A 21539-nucleotide genomic window follows, 5' to 3' on the forward strand; every position below is an offset into this window, starting at 1 on the left:
AGCCAGCGCCACCATGAGGGTGGCGCTGTTCTGTGTCTGTGTAAGAAGATGGCGTCCGCTACATCAGCCGAACGTGCAGGCTCCGCCCACCTGACCCTCGGTCAGAATGCTGAGGGGCTTGTCTCCGGCCGGGATGGGGCCGGATGTGGTGAAGATATCCCACTTGTTTTTCACATCCTGCGGGGGCAGGGCGGTTACGGCGTAGATTTCCTGAAGAAGCTGGTGGGTATTCTTCGTGAAAGTGCCCTTGCGCTGCTTGAGAATGTCAAATTCTGCGCCGGATTCCAGATAGGCCACCAGATCTTCCGTCTTGGTGCCGCCGGTTTCCTTGATGGCCTGCGCCAGAATGCGCACCGCCACATAGTCGCTCCATGCCTGGTTCTCGGGCGGGCGACCATATTTGTCGAGGAAGGTCTTGGCGAAGCGCTGGGATTCGGGCGTATCCACCTGATGGGTCCAGACGCAGGGCCATGTGCCGCGGAAATTCTCCGCGCCGGCGGCCCAGGCCATGGACGTGTTGAAGTCGAACCCGCCGAGCGGGAAGTCGAGGCCGAACTCGCCATACTGCTTGAAGAAGCCTGCCTGCTGCGTGCCCGCAAGGTTCAGGATGACCACATCCGGCTTGGCGGCGCGGATCTTCAGAAGATAGGAGGAAAAGTCGCCGGCATCGGTGGGCACGAGCTCATCGCCGGCCAGGCTGCCGCCATTGCGCTCAAGAAAAGCGAGGGCGGCCTTGCGCAGATCATGGCCGAAAGCATAATCCGCGCTCAACATGTACCATGTCTTGCCCTTCACAAGATCATTGGCCAGAAGATATTCACCCTCAGCATTCACATACATCACGTTTTGCGCTTCAGTATGGAACATGTTGCGCTTGCAGTCTGCCCCGCGCAAGGTATCGGAGTTGGCGCCTGTATTGATGAAGAGACGATTCGTGCGCTGGGCGATCTGGCCAAGGCTGAGGGCCGAGGCGGATGAGATCTCGCCAAGCATAGCCACCACCTTGTCGCGTTCCACCATCCGCTCTGCTTTGGTGGTCGCGGTCTGCGGGTTGATGGAATCTTCCTTTACCAGCTCGATCTTGCGGCCAAGGATGCCCCCCGCCGCATTGATTTCTGCAACAGCAAGATCCGCCGCCATCACGGCATATTCGCCCATCGGCCCGAGAAAGCCGGTGCGGGGCGTGAGGTGGCCAATGATGATGGGGCCAGACTGGGCGCGCAAAACGCCAGGCATGGCAAGGGCGCCCATCGCCAGGGCGCTGGTGCCAAGGAATGTCCGTCGAGTGATGGAACCGGCCATCTTAAGCATCCTCCCGATTATGTTTTTTTATCAATTTATTAGGCCCCTTTATGGGTGCCAGATCTGTACTGTGATCTCAGATCATACTATCGTCGTAAAGACGCCTGTCAATCACTTGAGTCGGAGTTGGTGATGAATGAGACCGCTATTTCCAAATTGCCGGTCAGAGACCGTTCCCTCACCGAGCAGGTGCATGACGCGTTGTGCGAGATGCTGCTGGGCGGGAGCATGCGTCCGCAGGACAGGACATCCATTCGCGAGCTGGCGGAGAAGCTGGGCGTTTCGGCCATGCCGGTGCGCGATGCCGTGAGCCGGCTGGTGGCGCAGGGCGCGCTGGTGGTGGAGCGCAACCGCGCCATCACCGTCAAGCTCCTGTCCGCCGAGGAGTTCCGGGACCTGACGGAAATCCGCATCCTGCTGGAGCGGGAGGCGGTGCGAAAAGCGGTGGAGCGCGTGACACCCGAAACGCTGGCGGTGCTTGAGGAGATCAATGCCCGCTTCGAGGAGGCCATGTCCGACCCCTCGGCACCGGATGCGGTGCAGCTCAACCAGCAGTTCCATTTCCGCCTGTATGAGGCGGCAGGTTCGCCAACCCTGCTGCATCTCACCACCATCAACTGGCTGAAGGCCGGGCCGATGATCAATCTGGATCTGGGCCTGCCCTCGCGCCGGCAGCGCAATGCGCTTTCCGTATCGGCCCACCGGGCGATGATGGACGGGCTGCGCAATGGTGACCCCCAGGCGGCGGCGGATGCCGTGGAGTGCGATATTCGCGGCGCCTTCGAGTTCATTCTTGAAAATACGCTCAAAACAAAAAACTAGGGAGAAAGAGCCATGGATCTTGGGCTGAAGGGCGCGCGCGTCATTGTCACGGCCGGGGCCGGCGGCATCGGACGCGCGATCGTGGAGGGGTTTCTGGCCGAAGGGGCGCGGGTGGCCGTCTGCGATATTGACGGGCAGGCGCTCGCAACCCTGCCGAAGGAGGTTCTGGCCGTACATGTGGATGTCTCCGATGAGGCGGCGCTGACCGGCTTCATCGATTCCTCCATCGCGGCGCTGGGCGGGCTGGATTGCCTCGTCAACAATGCGGGAATCGCCGGGCCCACAGGGCGGGTCGAGGAGATTGACCTGGCAGACTGGGAGCGCTGCCTGCGGATCGTGCTCACCAGCCAGTTCCTTACCGTCTCGCGCGCCGTGGCCGCGCTGCGGGAAAGCGCCAATCCCTCCATCATCAATCTGTCTTCTGTGGCCGGGCGCGTGGGCTTTGCGCTGCGCACGCCCTATGCCGCGGCCAAATGGGGGGTCATCGGCCTGACCAAATCCCTGGCGATCGAGCTGGGCGAGGCGGGCATCCGGGTCAATGCCATCCTGCCCGGTCTTGTGGCGGGCGAGCGCCAGCGCCGGGTGCTGGAGGCAAAGTCCCAGAGGCTGGGCAAAAGCTTTGCGGAGGTTGAACGGGAAGCCTTCTCCTACACCTCCATCAAGGAATATGTAGAGCCGGAACAGATTGCCGCACAGGTGCTGTTTCTGGCGGGAACGACGGGAAAGACGATTTCCGGACAGGCGGTTTCCGTCTGCGGAGATACCCGCATGCTGGCCTGAGGCGGGAGGGGCTGATTCACCCCCCTTTTCCATGCGCCATGGCCTGTGTTTCAGGGGCGGGACTGCGGCGCAAGGGATTGCGGTGGCGGGGATGTGATGCCTTCACACCACCCGGAGGTTTCAGTCCGGCGTTTGTATCGTTATAGTCTGCATGTGCCGGGAAGGGGTGGGGCCATGGCCCGCCCCTGATCTGAGATGTGGGAGAGCCCTGTTTGTCCAGCGTGAAATGGAAGCCGGATGCTCTGCCATTCATGGGGCCCCGCACTGTTCAGGCTGTTTCGCGGCCTGCCGTTTCATCACAAATTCTGACCTTGCCGGAGGGGACTGTGCGTTGCACCGTGCGCCTCTCCTGTGTAAGCCTCGGTCTTGCCGGAGTGAACCGGCGCGGAGTGGGTTCGTGACGTCCCTGAAGACACCGTTGCTTGATACCATCTCGGATGCTGCCGATGTGCGGCGTCTGTCATCAGACCAGCTGCCCCAGCTCGCGGATGAATTGCGGGCGGAAACCATTGATGCCGTTTCGGTAACGGGCGGGCATCTGGGCGCGGGCCTTGGTGTGGTGGAGCTGACGGTGGCCCTGCACCATGTGTTCAACACCCCTCATGACAGGCTCATCTGGGATGTGGGGCACCAGTGTTATCCGCACAAGATTCTGACCGGCCGGCGCGACCGGATTCGCACGCTGCGGCAGGGTGGGGGGCTTTCGGGCTTCACGCGCCGCGCGGAAAGCGAATATGACCCCTTCGGCGCGGCCCATTCATCCACATCCATTTCCGCCGGCCTCGGCATGGCCGTGGCGCGGGATCTGGCGGCGCTGGACCGCAATGTGGTGTGTGTCATCGGTGATGGCGCCATGTCTGCCGGCATGGCCTATGAGGCGATGAACAATGCCGGCGCGATGGACAGCCGCCTCATCGTCATCCTCAATGACAACGACATGTCGATCGCCCCGCCCACGGGCGCGATGTCGGCCTATCTGGCGCGGCTGATTTCCGGGCAGACCTATCGTTCCCTGCGCGAGATCGGCAAGCAGCTGGCCGGTCGCCTGCCCAAGTTCATGGAGCGCGGCGCGGCGCGGGCGGAGGAGTTCGCCCGCGGTTTCCTCTCCGGTGGCACGCTGTTCGAGGAACTGGGATTCTATTATGTGGGGCCGATTGATGGCCACAATCTCGATCACCTGCTGCCGGTGCTGAAGAATGTGCGCGACGCCAAGGGCGGCCCCATTCTGGTGCATGTGGTGACCCAGAAGGGCAAGGGCTATGCCCCTGCCGAAGCCAGTGCCGACAAGTATCATGGTGTGGTGAAATTTGACGTGCTCACCGGCACGCAGATGAAGGCAAAGTCCAATGCGCCCGCTTATACGCGCGTGTTTGCCGACAGCCTGATCGCCGAGGCCAAGCGCGATGACAAGGTGGTGGCCATCACCGCCGCCATGCCCTCCGGCACGGGGCTGGACCAGTTCGCCAAGGCTTTCCCCGGCCGGACATTCGATGTCGGCATTGCCGAGCAGCATGCGGTGACCTTCGCCGCCGGCCTTGCGGCCGAAGGCTTCAAGCCGTTCTGCGCCATCTATTCCACCTTCCTCCAGCGCGGCTATGACCAGGTGGTGCATGATGTGGCCCTTCAGGGCCTGCCTGTGCGCTTCGTGCTGGACCGCGCCGGCCTTGTGGGGGCGGATGGGGCGACCCATGCGGGCGCTTTCGACATTGCCTTCCTCGCCTGCCTGCCGGGCATGGCCATCATGGCTCCTGCTGATGAGGCCGAGCTCTCGCACATGATCGCCACCATGGTGGCGCATGATGATGGCCCGATCGCCGTTCGTTTCCCGCGTGGCGAGGGCATCGGCATCGAGCGGCCGGAGCGCGGTACCGTGCTGCCCATCGGCAAGGGGCGCATGGTGCATGGCACGGGTGAGGGCGATATTGCCATCCTCTCCCTCGGCACCAGGCTGGCGGACAGCCTGAAGGCAGCCGAACGGCTGGAAGAGGCCGGCTTCAAGGTGAGTGTGGCGGATGCCCGCTTCGCCAAGCCTCTGGATCGCGATCTGGTGCTGCAGCTGGCCGCCGGCCACCGCGCGCTGATCACCATCGAGGAAGGCTCCATTGGCGGCTTCGGCAGCCATGTGCTCCAGCTTCTCACCGATGAGGGTGCGCTGGATGCCGGCCAGCTCAAGGTCCGCTCCATGGTGCTGCCCGATATCTATATCGATCAGGACACGCAGGCCCGCCAGCTGGCAGAGGCCGGGCTGGATGCGGATGCGATTGTCGCCAAGGCACAGAGCGTGCTGGGGGCGAAGAGCGCTGGTCTGGTGCGGGTCGGCTAGGGCTGTTGCGCGGCGGGCAAGCTCTTGCCCGTCCTTCGGTTTTTCGCGCGGGTCAACCGGCTGGCAGAAAGCCTTGCCGGGAATATGTTGAGAGATCCGGTTCCGGCACGGCCGCGTTCCGGGTGCATATGAAAAGAGCGCGTGAGGCAATTCTCACGCGCTCTTTTCATATGCACATATGTCTCGAACAGGAGGGCTGAGAGGCGCTTGTTTCAGGGAAACGAAGCGCCCCTTTCCTCACTGGGCCGCTTCAAGCGGATGCCCGAGGCGCTCCGAAATGGCCAGGACCAGATCGCGCGCCGCATCGGCAATCACCGTGCCGGGCGGGAAGATGGCCTGTGCACCGGCGGCATAGAGGGCATCATAATCCTGCGGGGGCACAACGCCGCCCACCACCACCATGATATCGCCCCGGCCTTCCGCCTCCAGCGCGGTCTTCAGCGCCGGAACGAGGGTGAGATGGCCCGCGGCGAGCGAGGAAATGCCCACCACATGCACGTCGTTTTCCACGGCCTGCCGGGCCGCTTCCTCGGGGGTGGCGAAGAGCGGGCCGATATCCACGTCGAAGCCCAGATCGGCGAAGGCCGAGGCGATGACCTTCTGTCCACGGTCATGCCCGTCCTGCCCCACCTTGGCGACGAGGATACGCGGGCGACGCCCTTCCGCTTCCTCAAACTCTTCCACCAGCTTCTGCACCTTGCCCACCTTGTCGGTCATGGCGCTGGCCTCCCGCTTGTAGACGCCGGAAATGGCACGGATCTCGGCGCGGTGGCGGCCGAAAACCTTTTCCAGCGCATCAGAAATCTCGCCCACAGTGGCCTTCACCCGCGCGGCATTGATGGACAGTTCCAGCAGATTGCCATTGCCGGCCGCGCCATTGGTGAGGGCGGTCAGCGCCGCCTCGACATCGGCACTGTTGCGCTCGGCGCGCAGGCGGTTGAGCTTGTCGAGCTGGGCGGCGCGCACCGCGGTGTTGTCCACCTTCAGCACGTCGATCAGCTTGTCCTTCTTGGGCTTGAACTTGTTCACACCCACCACGGTCTGGGCACCGCCATCAATGCGGGCCTGCGTGGTGGCGGCGGCCTCCTCGATGCGCAGCTTGGGAATGCCGGCCTCGATGGCCTTGGCCATGCCGCCCAGCTCCTGCACTTCCTGGATATGGCCCCATGCCTTGGCGGCCAGATCATAGGTGAGCTTCTCGACATAATAGGAGCCGCCCCACAAATCGATCTGCCTTGTGGTGGCGCTTTCCTGCTGGAGCAGGATCTGCGTGTTGCGGGCGATGCGGGCAGAGAAGTCGGTGGGCAGGGCCAGCGCCTCGTCCAGCGCATTGGTGTGGAGCGACTGGGTCTGGCCCTGTGTCGCGGCCATCGCCTCGATCGCCGTGCGCATCACATTGTTGAACACGTCCTGCGCGGTGAGCGACCAGCCGGAGGTCTGCGAATGGGTGCGCAAGGGCAGGGATTTGGGGTTCTTGGCGCCCAGATCACCCATCAGCCGGTTCCACAGCAGGCGGGCCGCGCGCAGCTTGGCGACCTCCATGTAGAAATTCATGCCAATGGCCCAGAAGAAGGACAGGCGCGGGGCGAACTTGTCGATATCGAGGCCCGCCGCCATGCCGGCCCGGCCATATTCCACACCATCCGCCAGCGTGTAGGCGAGTTCGAGATCCTGCGTCGCCCCCGCTTCCTGCATGTGATAGCCGGAAATGGAGATGGAGTTGAAGCGCGGCATCTCCTTGGACGTATAGGAGAAGATATCCGAAATGATGCGCATGGAAGGCGCGGGCGGATAGATATAGGTGTTGCGCACCATGAACTCTTTCAGAATATCATTCTGAATGGTGCCGGAGAGCTGGTCGTGCCGCACGCCCTGTTCTTCCGCCGCCACCACATAGAGCGCCAGAATGGGCAGAACCGCGCCATTCATGGTCATGGAAACGCTCATCTGGTCCAGCGGAATGCCGTTGAACAGGGTGCGGGTGTCATAGATCGAGTCGATCGCCACGCCCGCCATGCCCACATCGCCCGCCACGCGCGGATGGTCTGAATCATAGCCACGGTGGGTGGCCAGATCGAACGCCACCGAAAGGCCCTTCTGGCCGGCCGCAAGGTTGCGGCGATAGAAGGCGTTGGAGTCCTCGGCCGTGGAGAAGCCCGCATATTGGCGGATGGTCCAGGGCTGGGTGGCATACATGGTGGGGTAGGGCCCGCGCAGGAAGGGCGCGATGCCGGGATAGGTGTCGATATAATCCAGCCCGGCAATGTCTTCCGGTCCGAACACGCTTTTCACCGGAATGCCCTCGGGGGTGTTCCAGGGGGCCGCGCTGGCTGAAGGCTGCGCCAGATCCGGGGCGCGCCATGCAATATCGGCGAAGGATGGCAAGCGGCTCATGAGGATGATCCTCTCTCAATCTGTGGCGCGCGGCGGGCGGCGACCATGAAACGGCGTATCTGGCGAAAAGAACAGCGGCAGGGCCGCGGTTCTCACAATCCGGCGGCGGCCTGCGCGGCGGTGAGGCGCTCCAGCACATTGCAGCCGACAAAGATGAAGCCATCCACACCGGCATCGGTCAGTTCGGCTTCCATATTGGCGGGCTTGCCGGCAACCCACACGGCGCGCGCGCCAGCAGCCTTCAGCTTCTGCGTGGCGATGGCGGCATCCGCCGTATAGCCGTCATCCGAGGAGGCAAGGCAGGCGAAGGACGTGCCGGAAGCCTTGAAGGCGGCAACCAGCGCATCCAGATCGGCAAAGCCGTTGGGCACATCGGCCTTCAGGCCGCCCGCCTCGAAGAAGTTCTTGGCGAAGGTGGCGCGCGCCGTGAAGGCGGCAACCGGCCCGAGCACGGCGAGGAAAACCTCGGGCTGCCTTGCGGCGGCTTCCGCCTTGTCCCGCAGCGCCTCATAGGGCTCGGCGATACGGTAGGGGGCAAGCGCGCCATCGGCCAGAGGGGCAGAGGCCGGGGCGGGGGCCAGAACCTCCGGGGCTTCCTGCACCAGAATGGGGAACTCCGACGTACCGGTGAGGGGCGCCTTGCGGGTGGCGACATCCTTCTCGCGGGCTTCACGCACGGCGGCGATGCCGGCATGCAGCCAGCGGTCTTCCAGAACGGAGGCGATGCCGCCGCGCTGTTCAATGGTGCGGAACAGGTCCCATGCCTTTTCCGCCAGACCATCGGTGTGCGCCTCGACAGCGCCAGCGCCAGCGCCCGGGTCCGCCACGCGGTGGACATTGGATTCTTCCAGCAGGATCAGCTGGGTATTGCGGGCCAGATGCCGGGCAAATGTTTCCGGCAGGCCCAGAGCCTGGGTGAAGGGCAGAACGGTGAGGCTGTCTGCCCCGCCGACACCCGCGGCAAAGGCGGCGACAGTATTGCGCAGCAGGTTCACATAAGGGTCCCGCCGGGTCAGCATGCGCCAGGCGGTGGTGGCATGCAGCTTCAGCCGGGTTTCCGGCAGGCCGCACTCGCGCAGCACCGCACCCCACAACAGGCGCAGCGCGCGGAATTTGGCGATGGTCGCAATCTGGTTCACATCCGCCGCCAGCGCGGCCTCGATACGGGGTGCGGCATCCTCAAGCTTCACCCCCGCCTCGGCATAAAGACGCAGATAGGCGACGGCGGTGGCGAGAACGGCGGCAAGCTCCTGCGCATCCGATGCGCCGGCCGCGTGGAAGACATGGCCATCGGCACGGGCAATGGGGCCGCGGAAGCCCTGTGCGGCGAGGGTTGCGGAGGTTTCGGTGAACCGCCGGATCTGCTCGCCCAGCCCGTTCGGCGTGCGGCCGGTGGCGGCAAGGTCGCCAAACGGGTTCAGGCCGAAGGAAACCTGCATGGCGGCGGGCTCATGCCCGCGCTTTTCCACCAGCGCGGCAAAAGCCAGCGCTGTCTGGTGGGTGTTGAAATTGCCGGCCTCAAGGCGGGTCTCGATCAGGTCGAGAAGCACATCCTTCAGAACCGTATCAAGGTCGCTGTCATCCGGCAGGCCAAAGCCATAGGCCTGGGCGGAGGAGGAAAACACCAGCGCAAGGCCGGAAGCGCCGCTGTTCAGGTCTTCCAGCGCCTGTTCATTGGCGGCGGCGGCCTCCGGCTGGTCCACCCGGGTGCTGATGATCCATGGGGCGCCAGCCTCGCGGCCCGCCAGAATGGGCGCATGCGCCTTGCGGGGGGGCAGGGCATCCAGAGCCAGCCCTTCATAGGTGGGGGTGACCAGCTTCTTGTCATAGGCCGCGCCCTTGAGCACGCCTTCCACCATCTTCAGCCAATCCTCCCGCGAGACGGGGGCAAGACCTGTGGCAAAGGGAAGAAGGGTCATGGCTGGGTCTCCGGAACGAGGCGGATGAGGAGGCCCGGCGTTATCGCCGGGCTGAAGGGTGTGTGGAGCGGTGCGCGCTGGCCGGGTCGTGTCATCTTCGCCCTTCGCGTGCCGCCAGCGCGCGCTCGCCATCGAGCATGTAGTCGCGCAGCACCGGCACATCGTCCCGCTTCTCGGAAAGGAGAAGCTGGAACACCATGTTGGAACCGTGCAGGAAGCCCAGCTCCACTGCGGCGAGATAGAATTCCCACATGCGGCCGAAGCGCTCGCCCATCATGGCATCGGCTTCCGCGCGTTTGGCCATGAAGTTCTGGCGCCAGGCGCGGATGGTCCAGTAATAGTGCAGGCGCAGCACCTCGCAGTCATCCACCCACAGATGGGAGCGCTCGGTGGAGGCAAACACCTCCGAGAGGGCCGGCACATAGCCGCCGGGGAAGATGTATTTGCGGATGAAGGGCGCCGTGGTGCCGGGCGGGGACATGCGGCCGATGGCGTGGATCAGCGCAAAGCCGCCCTCATCCAGCAGGTTGCGGATGGTGCTGAAATAGTCATCGAAATGGGCGACGCCCACATGCTCCATCATGCCGATGGAGAGGACGCGGTCGAACTTGCCCTCAAGATGGCGGTAATCCACCTCGCGGAAATCGATCATGTCCGCCACGCCGGCCAACTGGGCCAGACGGCGGCTTTCGGCCAGCTGTTCGGGCGAGACATTGATGGCCGTGACCTTCGCCCCGCATTCCTTGGCCATATAGATGGCCATTGCCCCCCAGCCGGAGCCGATCTCGGCCACCCGCATGCCGGGGGTGATGTTCAGCTTGGCGGCGATATGGCGGAACTTGTTGCGCTGGGCATCGGCCAGCGGCTCATCGGGGCTGCGAAAATAGGCGCAGCTATAGGTCATCGTCTCATCCAGCCACAGGCGGTAGAATTCCGCCGGATGGTCATAATGGCTGGAGACGTTGGATTTCGCTTTCTTGACCGGATTGGACTGCTGGAACCGGCGCACAGCGTGCCAGCCCTTGCGCAGGGCCTTCTGCACGGGGTGGCTGCCCAGACCCTTGCGGTTGACCGAGAACAGGGATAGCAGCGCGAATGCATCCGAGCCATCCTCAAAGGAGAGGCGGCCATCCATATAGGCTTCGGCGGTGGTCAGCTCGGGGTTGAAGAACAGCTCCTTCTCCAGCTTCCGGTCATGCAGGCGCACGGTGACGGACGGACCATCCACACCCGAACCGAAGACATGGCGGACATTGTCAGCGGTGATGACCGTCAGGCGGCCCTTTTCGACAAAACGTCCGAGCAGAGTGGAGAGCAGGCGCATCAACAGCCTCCGGCTGTTCTCCTCCCCCGGCCGGTCTGGGCGGGAGAGGGAAGGGGGTGGGACATGAAAGCGGCGAAGACCGGAAAAGCCGCTTGCAGAATGTCAGGGTAGCATGAAACCACCCTGTCTGCCCCTGACCCGTTCGGGGCCAGGAGCCTGACAAGCATGAACCTTCGGTGCTTCGCCATCATGTCAGGCGAATTCCAGAATCACCGCATCCACGGCGAGACTGTCGCCGGGTTTGGCATGGACTGCCTTGATAACCCCGTCGCGCTCTGCGCGCAGCACGTTTTCCATCTTCATGGCCTCGACAACGGCCAGAATCTCCCCGCTCTTCACATCCTGCCCGGGTGTGACGGCGATGGAGACCACAAGGCCCGGCATGGGGCACAGCAGTTCCTTGCCGCCGCCGGCATTCTCCTTCTTCGGCATGAGGGCCTGAAGGCGGGCGGAAAGCTCGGTATAGACCTTCGCATGGGTGGCGACGCCGCGATGGGCCAGCGCCACGCCATTGGAGATGGGGCGCACCTGCATGGCCACCTGATCGGCATCGATGGTGCCGGTCCACACTGCATCGCCCGGCTTCCAGTCCGAGCGCAGAAGATGGGCATGGCCGGGCGTGCCGTCCTCGCCGAAGATCTGCACCTTGTAGCCGCCCTCGACAGGCTCGATCTCGCAGGCGACGGAGATCACATCCTCGCCCGCCGAAAGATTGACGATACGCCGCTTGGAGAAGGCCACCGGCACGCCGGACGTCTGGCCGGAAATCTGGCGCTTGCGGGTGTTCTGGATATGGTCGATCACGCCCGCCACCGCGGCCAGATCGTGCACCAGCTCACCTTCCGGGCGGCGGGGGACGAAGCCGTCGGGATATTCCTCGGCAATGAAGCCGGTGGAGAGATTGCCCGACTGCCAGCGCGGATGCGCCATCAGCGCGGAGAGGAAGGGGATGTTGTGGCCGATGCCGTCAATGGCGAAGGCATCCAGTGCATCCGCCTGCGCCTCGATGGCCTGCGCGCGGGTGGGAGCGTGCGTCACCAGCTTGGCGATCATCGGATCATAGAAGATCGAGATTTCCCCGCCTTCATACACCCCGGTGTCGTTGCGCACGGTGATGGGGCCGGTCTTGCCTTCGGCCGGCGGACGATAGCGCACGAGGCGGCCGGTGGAGGGCAGGAAGTTGCGGTAGGGATCTTCCGCATAGATGCGGCTTTCCACCGCCCAGCCGGAAAGCTTCACCTCATCCTGCGTGAGCGAGAGCTTCTCGCCCGCCGCAACGCGGATCATCTGCTCCACAAGGTCAATGCCGGTGATGAGCTCGGTGACGGGATGCTCCACCTGAAGGCGGGTGTTCATCTCCAGGAAGTAGAAGCTCTTGTCCTGTCCGGCGACGAATTCCACGGTGCCGGCGCTGTCATAGCCCACCGCCTTGGCGAGGGCGACGGCCTGCTCGCCCATCTTGCGGCGGGTTTCCTCGTCCAGCAGCGGGGAGGGGGCTTCCTCGACAACCTTCTGGTTGCGGCGCTGGATGGAGCATTCACGCTCGCCGAGATAGATGACATTGCCGTGCTTGTCGCCCAGCACCTGAATCTCGATATGGCGCGGATCGACGATGAACTTTTCCACGAACATGCGGTCATCGCCGAAGGAGGACTTGGCTTCCGACTTGGACCGGTCGAAGCCATCCTGCACCTCATCGCGGCTGTAGGCGATGCGCATGCCCTTGCCGCCACCACCGGCGGAGGCCTTGATCATCACCGGATAGCCGATCTCGTCGGCGATCTTCGCGGCTTCCTCGCCATTGGCGATTTCGCCGAGATAGCCGGGCACGGTGGAGACATTGGCGGCAGCGGCCGCCTTCTTGGATTCGATCTTGTCACCCATCGCCTCGATGGCGTGGGGATTGGGGCCGATGAAGACGATGCCGGCTTCTGCCAGCGCCTGCGCAAAGGAGGCGCGCTCGGACAGGAAGCCATAGCCGGGATGCACGGCCTCGGCCCCGGTGGCCTTGCAGGCGTCGATGATCTTCTCGGCGATGAGATAGGACTGGGCCGCCGGTGCGGGGCCGATGAAGACGGCCTCATCGGCCATTTCCACATGCAGGGCATCCTTGTCCGCCTCGGAATAGACGGCCACGGTCTTGATGCCCATCTTGCGCGCGGTCTTGATGACGCGGCAGGCGATCTCGCCCCGGTTCGCAATCAGGATTTTTGAGAACATATCAGTGTCTCCTGCGCCTCAGCGCTGAATTCCTCGGTGACCTCGGGCTTTCCGCCGCACGCATTCGGGGCGCAAAGCCGTGCCGGGAGGAGCCTCCCGGCGGCAGGGCATCACAGCGGCAGGTTGTCGTGCTTGCGCGGGGGCTGCTCCAGCTTCTTGGTGCGCAGCATGGCGAGCGCGCGGGCCAGACGCCGGCGGGTGGAGCGGGGGGTGATGACCTCATCAATGAAGCCACGCTCGGCCGCCACGAAGGGCGAGAGGAAGCGGTCTTCATAATTCTTGGTCTGGGCGGCGATCTTTTCAGGATCGTTCATGTCCTGACGGAAGATGATCTCCACCGCCCCCTTCGCGCCCATCACGGCGATCTGCGCGCTGGGCCAGGCATAGTTCACATCCGCGCCCACATGCTTGGAGGCCATCACGTCATAAGCGCCGCCAAAGGCCTTGCGGGTGATGACGGTGACCAGCGGCACGGTGGCCTGCGAATAGGCGAACAGCAGCTTGGCACCATGCTTGATGAGGCCGCCATATTCCTGCGCGGTGCCGGGCAGGAAGCCGGGCACGTCCACAAAGGTCACGATCGGGATCTCGAACGCATCGCAGAAGCGCACGAAGCGGGCCGCCTTGCGGGAGGCGTCACTATCGAGCACGCCGGCCAGCACCATGGGCTGGTTGGCCACGAAGCCGACCGTGCGCCCCTCGATGCGGCCGAAGCCGGTGACGATATTCTTCGCGTAGGCGGCCTGAATCTCGAAGAAGTCCCCCTCGTCCACGACCTTCAGGATGAGTTCCTTGATGTCATAGGGCTTGTTGGGGTTGGAGGGCACGAGCGTGTCGAGGCTCTCATCCAGCCGGCCCGGTTCATCGAAAGAGGGCCAGTGGGGCACGCCCTCGGTATTGTTGGAGGGCAGGAAGTCGATCAGGCGGCGGGTTTCCAGCAGCATCTCGACATCGTTCTCGAACGCGCCGTCGGCAACCGAGGATTTGGAGGTGTGCACCTTCGCGCCGCCCAGTTCCTCGGCGGTCACGGTCTCGTTGGTCACGGTCTTCACAACATCCGGGCCGGTCACGAACATGTAGGACGTGTCGCGCACCATGAAGATGAAGTCGGTCATGGCCGGGGAATAAACGTCACCACCCGCGCACGGCCCCATGATGAGGGAGATCTGCGGGATGACGCCGGAGGCCAGCACGTTGCGCTTGAACACCTCGCCATAGCCGCCCAGCGCCGCGACGCCTTCCTGGATGCGCGCGCCGCCGGCATCGAACAGGCCGATGATGGGCGCGCGGGTCTTCACCGCCATGTCCTGGATCTTGGTGATCTTGCGGGCATGCTCCTCGGAGAGCGAGCCGCCGAACACGGTGAAGTCCTTGGCGAAAACGAACACCTTGCGCCCGTTCACCGTGCCCCAGCCGGTGACGACGCCATCGCCGGAGATCTTCTGCTTCTCCATGCCGAAATCGACACAGCGATGCTGGACGAAGGTGTCATATTCCTCGAACGTGCCGCGGTCGAGCAGCAGTTCGATGCGCTCGCGGGCGGTGAGCTTGCCACGCTTGTGCTGGGCTTCGATGCGCTTCTCGCCGCCACCCAGGCGGGCAATCTCGCGCCGGCTCTCAAGCTCTTCGAGGATAGTCTTCATGCCACACGCCTTTGTTCCACAGTGACGTTCAAACGGCAGGAACAAAACAGAAAGGCGCAACTGTCCCGTGCGCCCTCCCTGTTCGTTTCCTCTTATTCGTTCATTTACAAAGTTCGCTATCAGGAGGCGAACCGGATTTGAATATGTAAAAGTTTTGCCTTGTAACTTGTGAAAAATTTGCAATATCAAGGGGGAGCTTTTTAGGGTTCAAATCGGTGTTATGGTAGGGGTGGCGGCATGTCTCTGCGCCAAAAGGTTTATGCTGGCCATGCGGTCCGGCGCCTGCGTGAGAAGCTTGGTCTGAAGCAGACAGAGCTTGCCCAGCGCCTCGGAATCTCGCCGTCCTATGTGAATCAGATCGAGAGCAACCAGCGCCCGCTCACGGCCGCCATTCTCATCGCCATATCACGGACTTTCGCGGTCGATATCACCTCCTTCGGCGCGGAGGATCTCGACCGGCTGGTGGCGGATCTGCGCGAGGCCGCGGCGGACCCTTTCTTTCAGGATCTGGAACTGGGCCTGCAGGATGTGAAGGCGGTGGCGAATCTCTCCCCCGCCTTCGCCCATGCCTTTCTGCGCATGCATGTGGCCATGCGGCGCACCACGGAATGGCGCGCCTCGCTGGATGACATGCTCTCTTCCGGCATGGAGCCGCGCGCGGATGAGGCCCGCCTCATTCCCTATGAAGAGGTGCGCGATTTCTTCCATTACATCGACAATTATGTGGATGCGCTGGACCGCGCGGCCGAAAGCTGCGCACTGGAACTAGGGGTTCTGGACAGGACGGACCCGGTGGCGGCCTTCTCCGCGCATCTGGCGCGCCGCCATGGGGTGAGCGTGGAGATCAGCGCGGCGGATACGCCCCTGTCACGCTTCGATCCGCGCACCCGCCGTCTTGCGCTTTCGGCTGTGCTCTCCGCGCCCACGCGCGCCTTTCGCATGGCTGCCACCATCGCCCAGCTCGAACATGCGGCGCTGGTGGCCGATACGGTGGCCGCCGCCGGCTTTCGCAGTGAAACCGCCACCGAGATCTGCAAGATCGCCCTGTATAATTATTTCGCCGGGGCGGCCCTGCTGCCCTATCGCCCGTTTCTGGATCTGGCGCGCCGGCTGCGCCATGACCTTGACCGGCTGGCGATGGAAACCGGAGCGAGCCTGGAGCAGGTGTGCCATCGCCTCTCCACGCTCCAGCGGCCGGGGGCGAAGGGCGTGCCCTTCTATTTCGCCAAGGTCGACCGGGCCGGGAACATCATCAAGCGCCACTCGGCCACGCGCTTCCAGTTCGCCCGCCATGGCGGGGCCTGCGCCGCATGGAACGTGCATGAGGCTTTCGAGCTTTCCGGCCGCACGCTGGTGCAGCTGGGCGAGATGCCGGACGGGGTGCGCTATATCAGCTTCGCGCGGGCCGTGGCGGCTCCGCCACCCGCCTATGGCCAGCCCACGCGCGCCTATGCCTATGGGCTGGGCTGCGAGGTCGCCTTCGCGCACGAGATTGTCTATGCCGACGGGATGGACCTGAAAGCGGCGCCGGTGGCCAAGCTGGGCGTTTCCTGCCGCATCTGCCCCCGGCGCGATTGCCACCTGCGCGCCTTCCCGCCGCTGGATCGTGATATCCGCGTGGATGAGAATGTGCGCGATATTGTGCCCTTCACTGTGGCCTGACGCAATCGCGCCGCACTCATGCTGGGTAAAAGTCGTGTATTGGCAAATGAATCGCCATATCCGACAGTCTAAACTGTCCCCGGCAGCGCGCGAAGTTCTGCCTGTTACCATCCTGGAGAGTGCTCATGAAGATGCTGCGGCTGGCCGGCCTTGTTGCCGGGCTGGCATTGGGAGGCATGGGGGTGGCGCAGGCAGCGCCCGGCTATGCAACTGCTAATGTGAATCTGCGGGCGGGGCCTGATACCAATTTCCCTGTCGTGACGGTGATCCCCGATGGCGCTTCGGTGAATATCGAAGGCTGCCTGAATGATGAATCATGGTGCGATGTGAACTGGCGCGGCAATCGCGGCTGGGTCTACAGCACCTATCTGGCCGCACCCTATCAGGGCCGGCGCGAGCTGGTGCCCGACTGGGGGCTGGCGGCCATTGGCATCCCGATCATCGCCTTCGTGGCGTCCGATTACTGGGGCCGTTACTATGTGCGGGAGCCCTGGTACCGGGATCGGTATCGCTGGTACAATTACCAGCCGCGCCCGCGCCCGAACTGGGGGCCTCCCCCGGCGGGTCCGCGCCCCGTGGGCTGGTGGCGTCCGGGCTATGCCGGGCCGTCCGGCCATCCGGGGCAGAGGCCGCCCATGGCCGGGAATCCCGGCCGTCCGGGTGGGCCGGTGATGGTGCAGCCGGGGCGTCCCGGTGGGCCCGGCCAGCCGCAATACAGGCCCGGCCAGCCGGGGCCGGGGCCAAACCGCCCTGTGGCCCAGCAGCCCGGCGGCCAGCGGCCCGGCCAGCATCCGGGGCCTTTCCGTCCCACGCAACCGGGCCCGGCAAAACCTGGCCCATCCAAGCCGGGGCAAACCAAGCCCGGACAGGTCAAACCCGGACAGGTCAAACCCGGGCACACCAAGCCCGGCCCTTCAAAGCCGGGGGGCGGCCATCAGGCCAGGCCCGGGCAGGGCAAGCCGGGGCAGCAGGGCAAGCCCAATCCGGCCCATCCCGGTGGGCAGCCGGGCCAGCAGCGCCCGGGTCAAGGCGGGCCACATCCGCGCTGATGGAACTGTCATGAGGACGCGCACGGCCTTTTTACCGGAAAGGGCTGTGCGCCCCATGCGGATGCAGAATTCTGCATGCTTCTGGAGCGGGATGAGGCGAGCCGGTTGATTTTCCGGTTTCAAGGCCATGGCAAAATGCTCTATGGCCAGTAGCATGTCTGAGCAGCTCTCTTCCCGTCCCGTCCTGCGCTTCGCGCCATCCCCCACCGGCCTCATCCATGTGGGCAATGCCCGCACGGCCCTGCTGAACGCCCTTCTGGCGAAGCGCGATGGTGGCACCTTCATCCTGCGTTTCGACGATACAGACACCGCCCGCTCCCGCCCGGAATATGAGCAGGCGATCGTCGAGGATCTGGAATGGCTTGGCCTCAGGGCGGACCAGACCTTCCGTCAGTCTGCCCGGCTGGCGCTGTATCAGGCGGCGGCGGAAAAGCTGAAGGCCGCGGGCCTTCTCTATCCGGCCTATGAGACCGAGGAGGAACTGGAGCGCAAGCGCCGCCTGCAACGCGCCCGTGGGCTGCCCCCGGTCTATGACCGCGCCGCCCTGAAGCTTGCCGATGATGAGCGGCAGAAGCTGGAGGCCGAGGGCCGCAAGCCGCACTGGCGTTTCCGCCTCGCCCACCGGCTGGTGAGCTGGGATGATGGCGTGCGCGGCCCGCAACAGGTGGATACGGCCAATCTCTCCGATCCCGTTCTGGTGCGGGAGGATGGCTCCTTCCTTTATACCCTGCCATCGGTGGTGGATGATCTCGACATGGGCATCACCGAGGTGGTGCGTGGCGAGGACCATGTGACCAATACGGCGGTGCAGATCGAGATTGCCGAGGCGCTGGGCGGTGTGGCGCCGCGCTTCTCGCATCACAATCTGCTGACACTGCCCAGCGGAGAGGGACTTTCCAAGCGGCTTGGCCATCTCTCCCTGCGCGCCCTGCGCGAAGAGGGGCAGGAGGCTCTGGCTGTGGCCGCCACCGCGGTTCTGGTGGGCACATCACAGGCCCTGCGCCCGGTGGAAAGTCTGGATGAACTGGCCGGGCTGGTGGATCTTGCCGCGATTTCCCGCGCGCCTGCGCGCTTTGATCCGGAGGATGTGGGCCCCCTCACCGCGCGCACGCTCCATGGCCTGCCTTACACGGCTGTTTGCGATCGCCTCGCCGCCGCCGGCAGTGCTGGCGGTGCAGCCTTCTGGGAAGCGGTGCGCGGCAATCTCACCCGCCTTGATGAGGCGCGCTCATGGTGGGCGCTGTGCAATTCTCCCGCCCGGGGCATCATTGCGCCGGAGGATGCGGATTTCTGCAGCAGGGCCGCAGAGGAACTGCCCGCGGAACCGTGGGACGACAACACTTATGGTCTCTGGATCGCAGCCGTGAAGGCCAGTACCGGGCGCAAGGGCAAGGGGCTGTTCCATCCCCTGCGTCTGGCGCTGACAGGCCGTGAGAACGGGCCGGAACTTGCCCGTCTGCTGCCCCTGATGGGGCGTGCGCGGGTGGCTGCACGCCTGAAGGGCGAGATGGGCTGAATTCAGCCCATCGGCCTGCCGCCCGGCATGAGCGGCAGGCCGATGGGATCAGAGCACAACGACGCGGCTGCCAATGGCCGTGCGGTTGTAGAGATCAATGATATCCTGATTGAACAGGCGGATGCAGCCGGAGGAAACGGCGGAGCCGATGGTCCATGGCTCATTGGTGCCGTGCAGCCGGTAGAGGGTATCCTGCCCGTTGCGATAGAGATAAAGCGCACGGGCGCCGAGAGGGTTGGTGAGCCCGCCGGGCAGGCCGGCGGCATAGGGGCCGTAGCGCTCGGGCTCGCGGGCGATCATCGCCTGGGTGGGGGCCCAGCGCGGCCATTTCGCGGCCCGCTGGATATTGGCCGTGCCCTGGAATTCGAGCCCCGCCTTGCCCACGCCGATGCCATAGCGCATGGCGCGGCCACCGGGCTGGACCAGATAGAGAAAGCGCTCATGCGGGTCCACCACGATGGTGCCGGGCAGGTGCGGGCCATCATAGGGCACATTCTGGCGCAGGAAGCGCGGATCGATCTCTGACAGATCGACGGCAGGGATCAGCACATTGCCATCCTGCTTCGCGCCATACATCTCCTGATACTCGGGATTGTTGGCCATGCTGGCCGGCTTCATCTGGTCCTCGCGCGGATAGGTCACGCAACCGGCGAGGCTGAAAGCCCCCAGCAGGATGAAGGCGCGGCGCGAAAGTGCAGGCATGGGTGCTGCGTGGGAAGTCAGGTGGGTCATTCTTTGCCTGAAAGGTTGGATCTGCATGGTCGGGGGAGGCAGCTCATGCAGGCAGGCGTGGTGGACGTATGGGAGGCTGCGCTTTCAGGCCGTGCGGCGCCGGATAGGGCGGATGAAGGGGAACACGGACAGCCTGGCGCAGGGGAACATTGATGCCGGCGGAATGGGACAGCGGCCCGATATGGGTGGCGCTGACACAGGTGCCAGCAGAGATGGTGCCACCTTCATCGCGCGTGTCCGCTGTCTTGTCCAGTTCCTGAAGGGTCAGCGAGAGAATGGGCAGCTGGGGTGTCGTGCCATAAAGCTGGGCGGCCTTGGCGATGACGACCCCCTTGGCCAGACAGCCGACAACAAGCAGCAGCAGTGCGGCGCGATGCAGCCAGCGCATGGAAGCCGGTTTTCTTGCCGGTGCGTTATGGTTCCATGCAGCAGTCAAGGCGGTCCTTCCGGGCAATACGCAGCCTTGGTTCCAAGGCTGGAATTCCGTGATTCCCCTTGGAACTACAGCATCATCCTTTTCAAATTATGATCACTTGCCCCATATGAAAAAGCCGGGCCTGCAAGCCCGGCTTTTTCATATGGGGTGTGCCTTGTTCGTCACGCCTGCTGCCGTGAAGGCGGGGCGATGGCGCGGATGCTCTCAGTCATCCCCGCCGAGCGCCGGCTCCTGCGGCAGGTTGCGGGAACGGGGCAGGGGAATGATGCGCACGGGGCGCTGGCCGGGCTGTTCCGCCGCCGGGGCAAGAGGGGCCTCCGAGGTGGCGGTGACCGGTGCGGAACCCGTCTGGGCCGGGTCCTTGCGGGGCGTGCCGGGCTTGGAAGCAAATTTCGGCTTGGACATTTCCTTCGCCTGCTGCTCCGTCACCAGAATGTCGCCCTTGCGCAGGGTGCTCTCATTCTCGATGCCATCCAGCGCCTGCGCCCAGGACTGGCCGGGAGCGCGGCAGGAACAGTCCTGAACCAGCTCCTTGCGGTAGCGCAGCGCATTGGGCAGCGACATGTAGTTCTCGCCGCTCATGCTGACAGCGGAGCGAATGTCATCGCCGGAATAGGAGAAGAGCTGGGTATCCGCCGCCGGGCACAGGCGCTTGCAGAGCTGGTCCTCTCCTTCGAAGCGGCTGGGATTGGAGCCGCGGGAAAGCGGGAAGAAATAACCGTCACAGGTGCGCACGCACACGGTGCGCGAATAGCTGGTACGCGCCGGCTCGACAGCAGAGATGTCCACGTCCGGGATCGTATCCTCGGCCCCGCTCTCGACGGGAGCGCCGAAAATGGCTTCCAGAAAGTTGCGCGGGCGCTGCTGCTGGCGCTGGCCGCCCTGCTGCACGGCATTGGTATATTGCTGGCCGCAATTGTTCTGCGCCAGAGCCAGAATGAGCGCGCGGCGCTGGCCGGCCTCCTGCTGTCCACCCTGCTCAAGCCCGGCGATGGAGGAGCGCAGGCGCGAGATCTGGTCGTCGATCTGGTCGCACTGGGGCGGCCTTTGCGGACCCTGGAAAATGAAGAAGCCACGGGGCGCGTCACACCCCATGGACTTGGCGCGGGAGGTGAGATTCTGCAATTCCGTCCGCTGCCGGGCAGCCTGCGACTGGCGCGCGGCCCAGCTGTTCGGACCACGATCCAGCGAGGCCAGGGAGGCTTCGAGCTGGGCGCAGCTGGAACCCTGCGCCAGCGCCGGGGCGCTGAGCGAGGACAGGCCGATGACAACAGCCGCCGGCAGGCCGATGGCCGATGAGATGCCGCGCACCGGCATGCGGACAGTGGCGAGGTGTTGCGCAATCCCGCTGGAAAGCTCACTGACAATACCGGCGATGCGGCTGCCGAAGCGTCGCGTAAATCCCATCCTCAACCTT

Annotated in this window: 15 protein-coding genes; 6 read left to right on the plus strand and 9 right to left on the minus strand. The window is 64.3% G+C overall.

Annotation, left to right across the window (positions count from 1 at the left end; translation table 11 throughout):
* Positions 1 to 63 precede the first annotated feature (63 nt).
* On the minus strand, positions 64 to 1302 hold the full coding sequence (locus ACT6QG_RS09000) for an ABC transporter substrate-binding protein (RefSeq protein WP_444977234.1): 1239 nt from the start codon (positions 1300 to 1302) through the stop codon (positions 64 to 66).
* Between the two features lie 132 nt (positions 1303 to 1434).
* On the opposite strand from ACT6QG_RS09000, the gene ACT6QG_RS09005 reads away from it, so the two are divergent.
* The 3 genes from ACT6QG_RS09005 (at position 1435) to dxs (ending at position 5227) form a co-directional block, all read left to right on the plus strand.
* Entirely contained in the window at positions 1435 to 2124 is a 690-nt protein-coding gene (locus tag ACT6QG_RS09005; protein ID WP_444977235.1) for a GntR family transcriptional regulator, read from the plus strand.
* 12 nt (positions 2125 to 2136) lie between these two features.
* Positions 2137 to 2904, plus strand: a complete 768-nt coding sequence (locus tag ACT6QG_RS09010) for an SDR family oxidoreductase (RefSeq protein ID WP_444977236.1) — start codon at positions 2137 to 2139, stop codon at positions 2902 to 2904.
* Positions 2905 to 3301: 397 nt separating this feature from the next.
* A complete protein-coding gene (dxs, locus tag ACT6QG_RS09015) occupies positions 3302 to 5227 on the plus strand; it encodes a 1-deoxy-D-xylulose-5-phosphate synthase (protein ID WP_444977237.1) in 1926 nt (641 codons plus the stop codon).
* 237 nt (positions 5228 to 5464) lie between these two features.
* Here the strand turns inward: dxs and scpA are convergent, their stop codons facing one another.
* The 5 genes from scpA to ACT6QG_RS09040 all read right to left on the minus strand — a co-directional run bounded on the left by scpA (position 5465) and on the right by ACT6QG_RS09040 (position 14727).
* Entirely contained in the window at positions 5465 to 7621 is a 2157-nt protein-coding gene (scpA, locus tag ACT6QG_RS09020) for a methylmalonyl-CoA mutase (protein ID WP_444977238.1), read from the minus strand.
* A 92-nt stretch (positions 7622 to 7713) separates the two neighbouring features.
* Positions 7714 to 9540, minus strand: coding sequence for a methylmalonyl-CoA mutase family protein (locus tag ACT6QG_RS09025; protein ID WP_444977239.1), 1827 nt, complete (start codon positions 9538 to 9540; stop codon positions 7714 to 7716).
* A gap of 91 nt (positions 9541 to 9631) precedes the next feature.
* Positions 9632 to 10864, minus strand: coding sequence for a class I SAM-dependent methyltransferase (locus ACT6QG_RS09030; protein ID WP_444977240.1), 1233 nt, complete (start codon positions 10862 to 10864; stop codon positions 9632 to 9634).
* A 192-nt stretch (positions 10865 to 11056) separates the two neighbouring features.
* A complete protein-coding gene (locus tag ACT6QG_RS09035) occupies positions 11057 to 13084 on the minus strand; it encodes an acetyl-CoA carboxylase biotin carboxylase subunit (protein WP_444977241.1) in 2028 nt (675 codons plus the stop codon).
* A gap of 110 nt (positions 13085 to 13194) precedes the next feature.
* A complete protein-coding gene (locus ACT6QG_RS09040) occupies positions 13195 to 14727 on the minus strand; it encodes an acyl-CoA carboxylase subunit beta (protein ID WP_444977242.1) in 1533 nt (510 codons plus the stop codon).
* Between the two features lie 237 nt (positions 14728 to 14964).
* Here ACT6QG_RS09040 and ACT6QG_RS09045 point away from each other — a divergent pair, with 237 nt between their 5' ends.
* The 3 genes from ACT6QG_RS09045 (at position 14965) to ACT6QG_RS09055 (ending at position 18954) form a co-directional block, all read left to right on the plus strand.
* On the plus strand, positions 14965 to 16389 hold the full coding sequence (locus ACT6QG_RS09045; protein WP_444977243.1) for a short-chain fatty acyl-CoA regulator family protein: 1425 nt from the start codon (positions 14965 to 14967) through the stop codon (positions 16387 to 16389).
* A gap of 125 nt (positions 16390 to 16514) precedes the next feature.
* Positions 16515 to 17438, plus strand: a complete 924-nt coding sequence (locus tag ACT6QG_RS09050; protein ID WP_444977244.1) for an SH3 domain-containing protein — start codon at positions 16515 to 16517, stop codon at positions 17436 to 17438.
* A gap of 154 nt (positions 17439 to 17592) precedes the next feature.
* Positions 17593 to 18954 (plus strand): glutamate--tRNA ligase, encoded by a 1362-nt coding sequence (locus tag ACT6QG_RS09055; protein ID WP_444977245.1) that lies wholly within the window; start codon positions 17593 to 17595, stop codon positions 18952 to 18954.
* A 48-nt stretch (positions 18955 to 19002) separates the two neighbouring features.
* Here the strand turns inward: ACT6QG_RS09055 and ACT6QG_RS09060 are convergent, their stop codons facing one another.
* The 3 genes from ACT6QG_RS09060 to ACT6QG_RS09070 all read right to left on the minus strand — a co-directional run bounded on the left by ACT6QG_RS09060 (position 19003) and on the right by ACT6QG_RS09070 (position 21529).
* Positions 19003 to 19656 carry a L,D-transpeptidase gene (locus tag ACT6QG_RS09060; RefSeq protein WP_444977246.1) on the minus strand — a complete coding sequence of 218 codons (654 nt, stop codon included), beginning with the start codon at positions 19654 to 19656 and terminating at the stop codon, positions 19003 to 19005.
* Positions 19657 to 19729: 73 nt separating this feature from the next.
* Positions 19730 to 20074, minus strand: coding sequence for a hypothetical protein (locus tag ACT6QG_RS09065; RefSeq protein WP_444977247.1), 345 nt, complete (start codon positions 20072 to 20074; stop codon positions 19730 to 19732).
* Positions 20075 to 20326: 252 nt separating this feature from the next.
* On the minus strand, positions 20327 to 21529 hold the full coding sequence (locus tag ACT6QG_RS09070) for a DUF2865 domain-containing protein (RefSeq protein ID WP_444977248.1): 1203 nt from the start codon (positions 21527 to 21529) through the stop codon (positions 20327 to 20329).
* Positions 21530 to 21539: the final 10 nt, after the last annotated feature.

The organism is Haloleucobacter ellipsoideus (assembly GCF_052491725.1).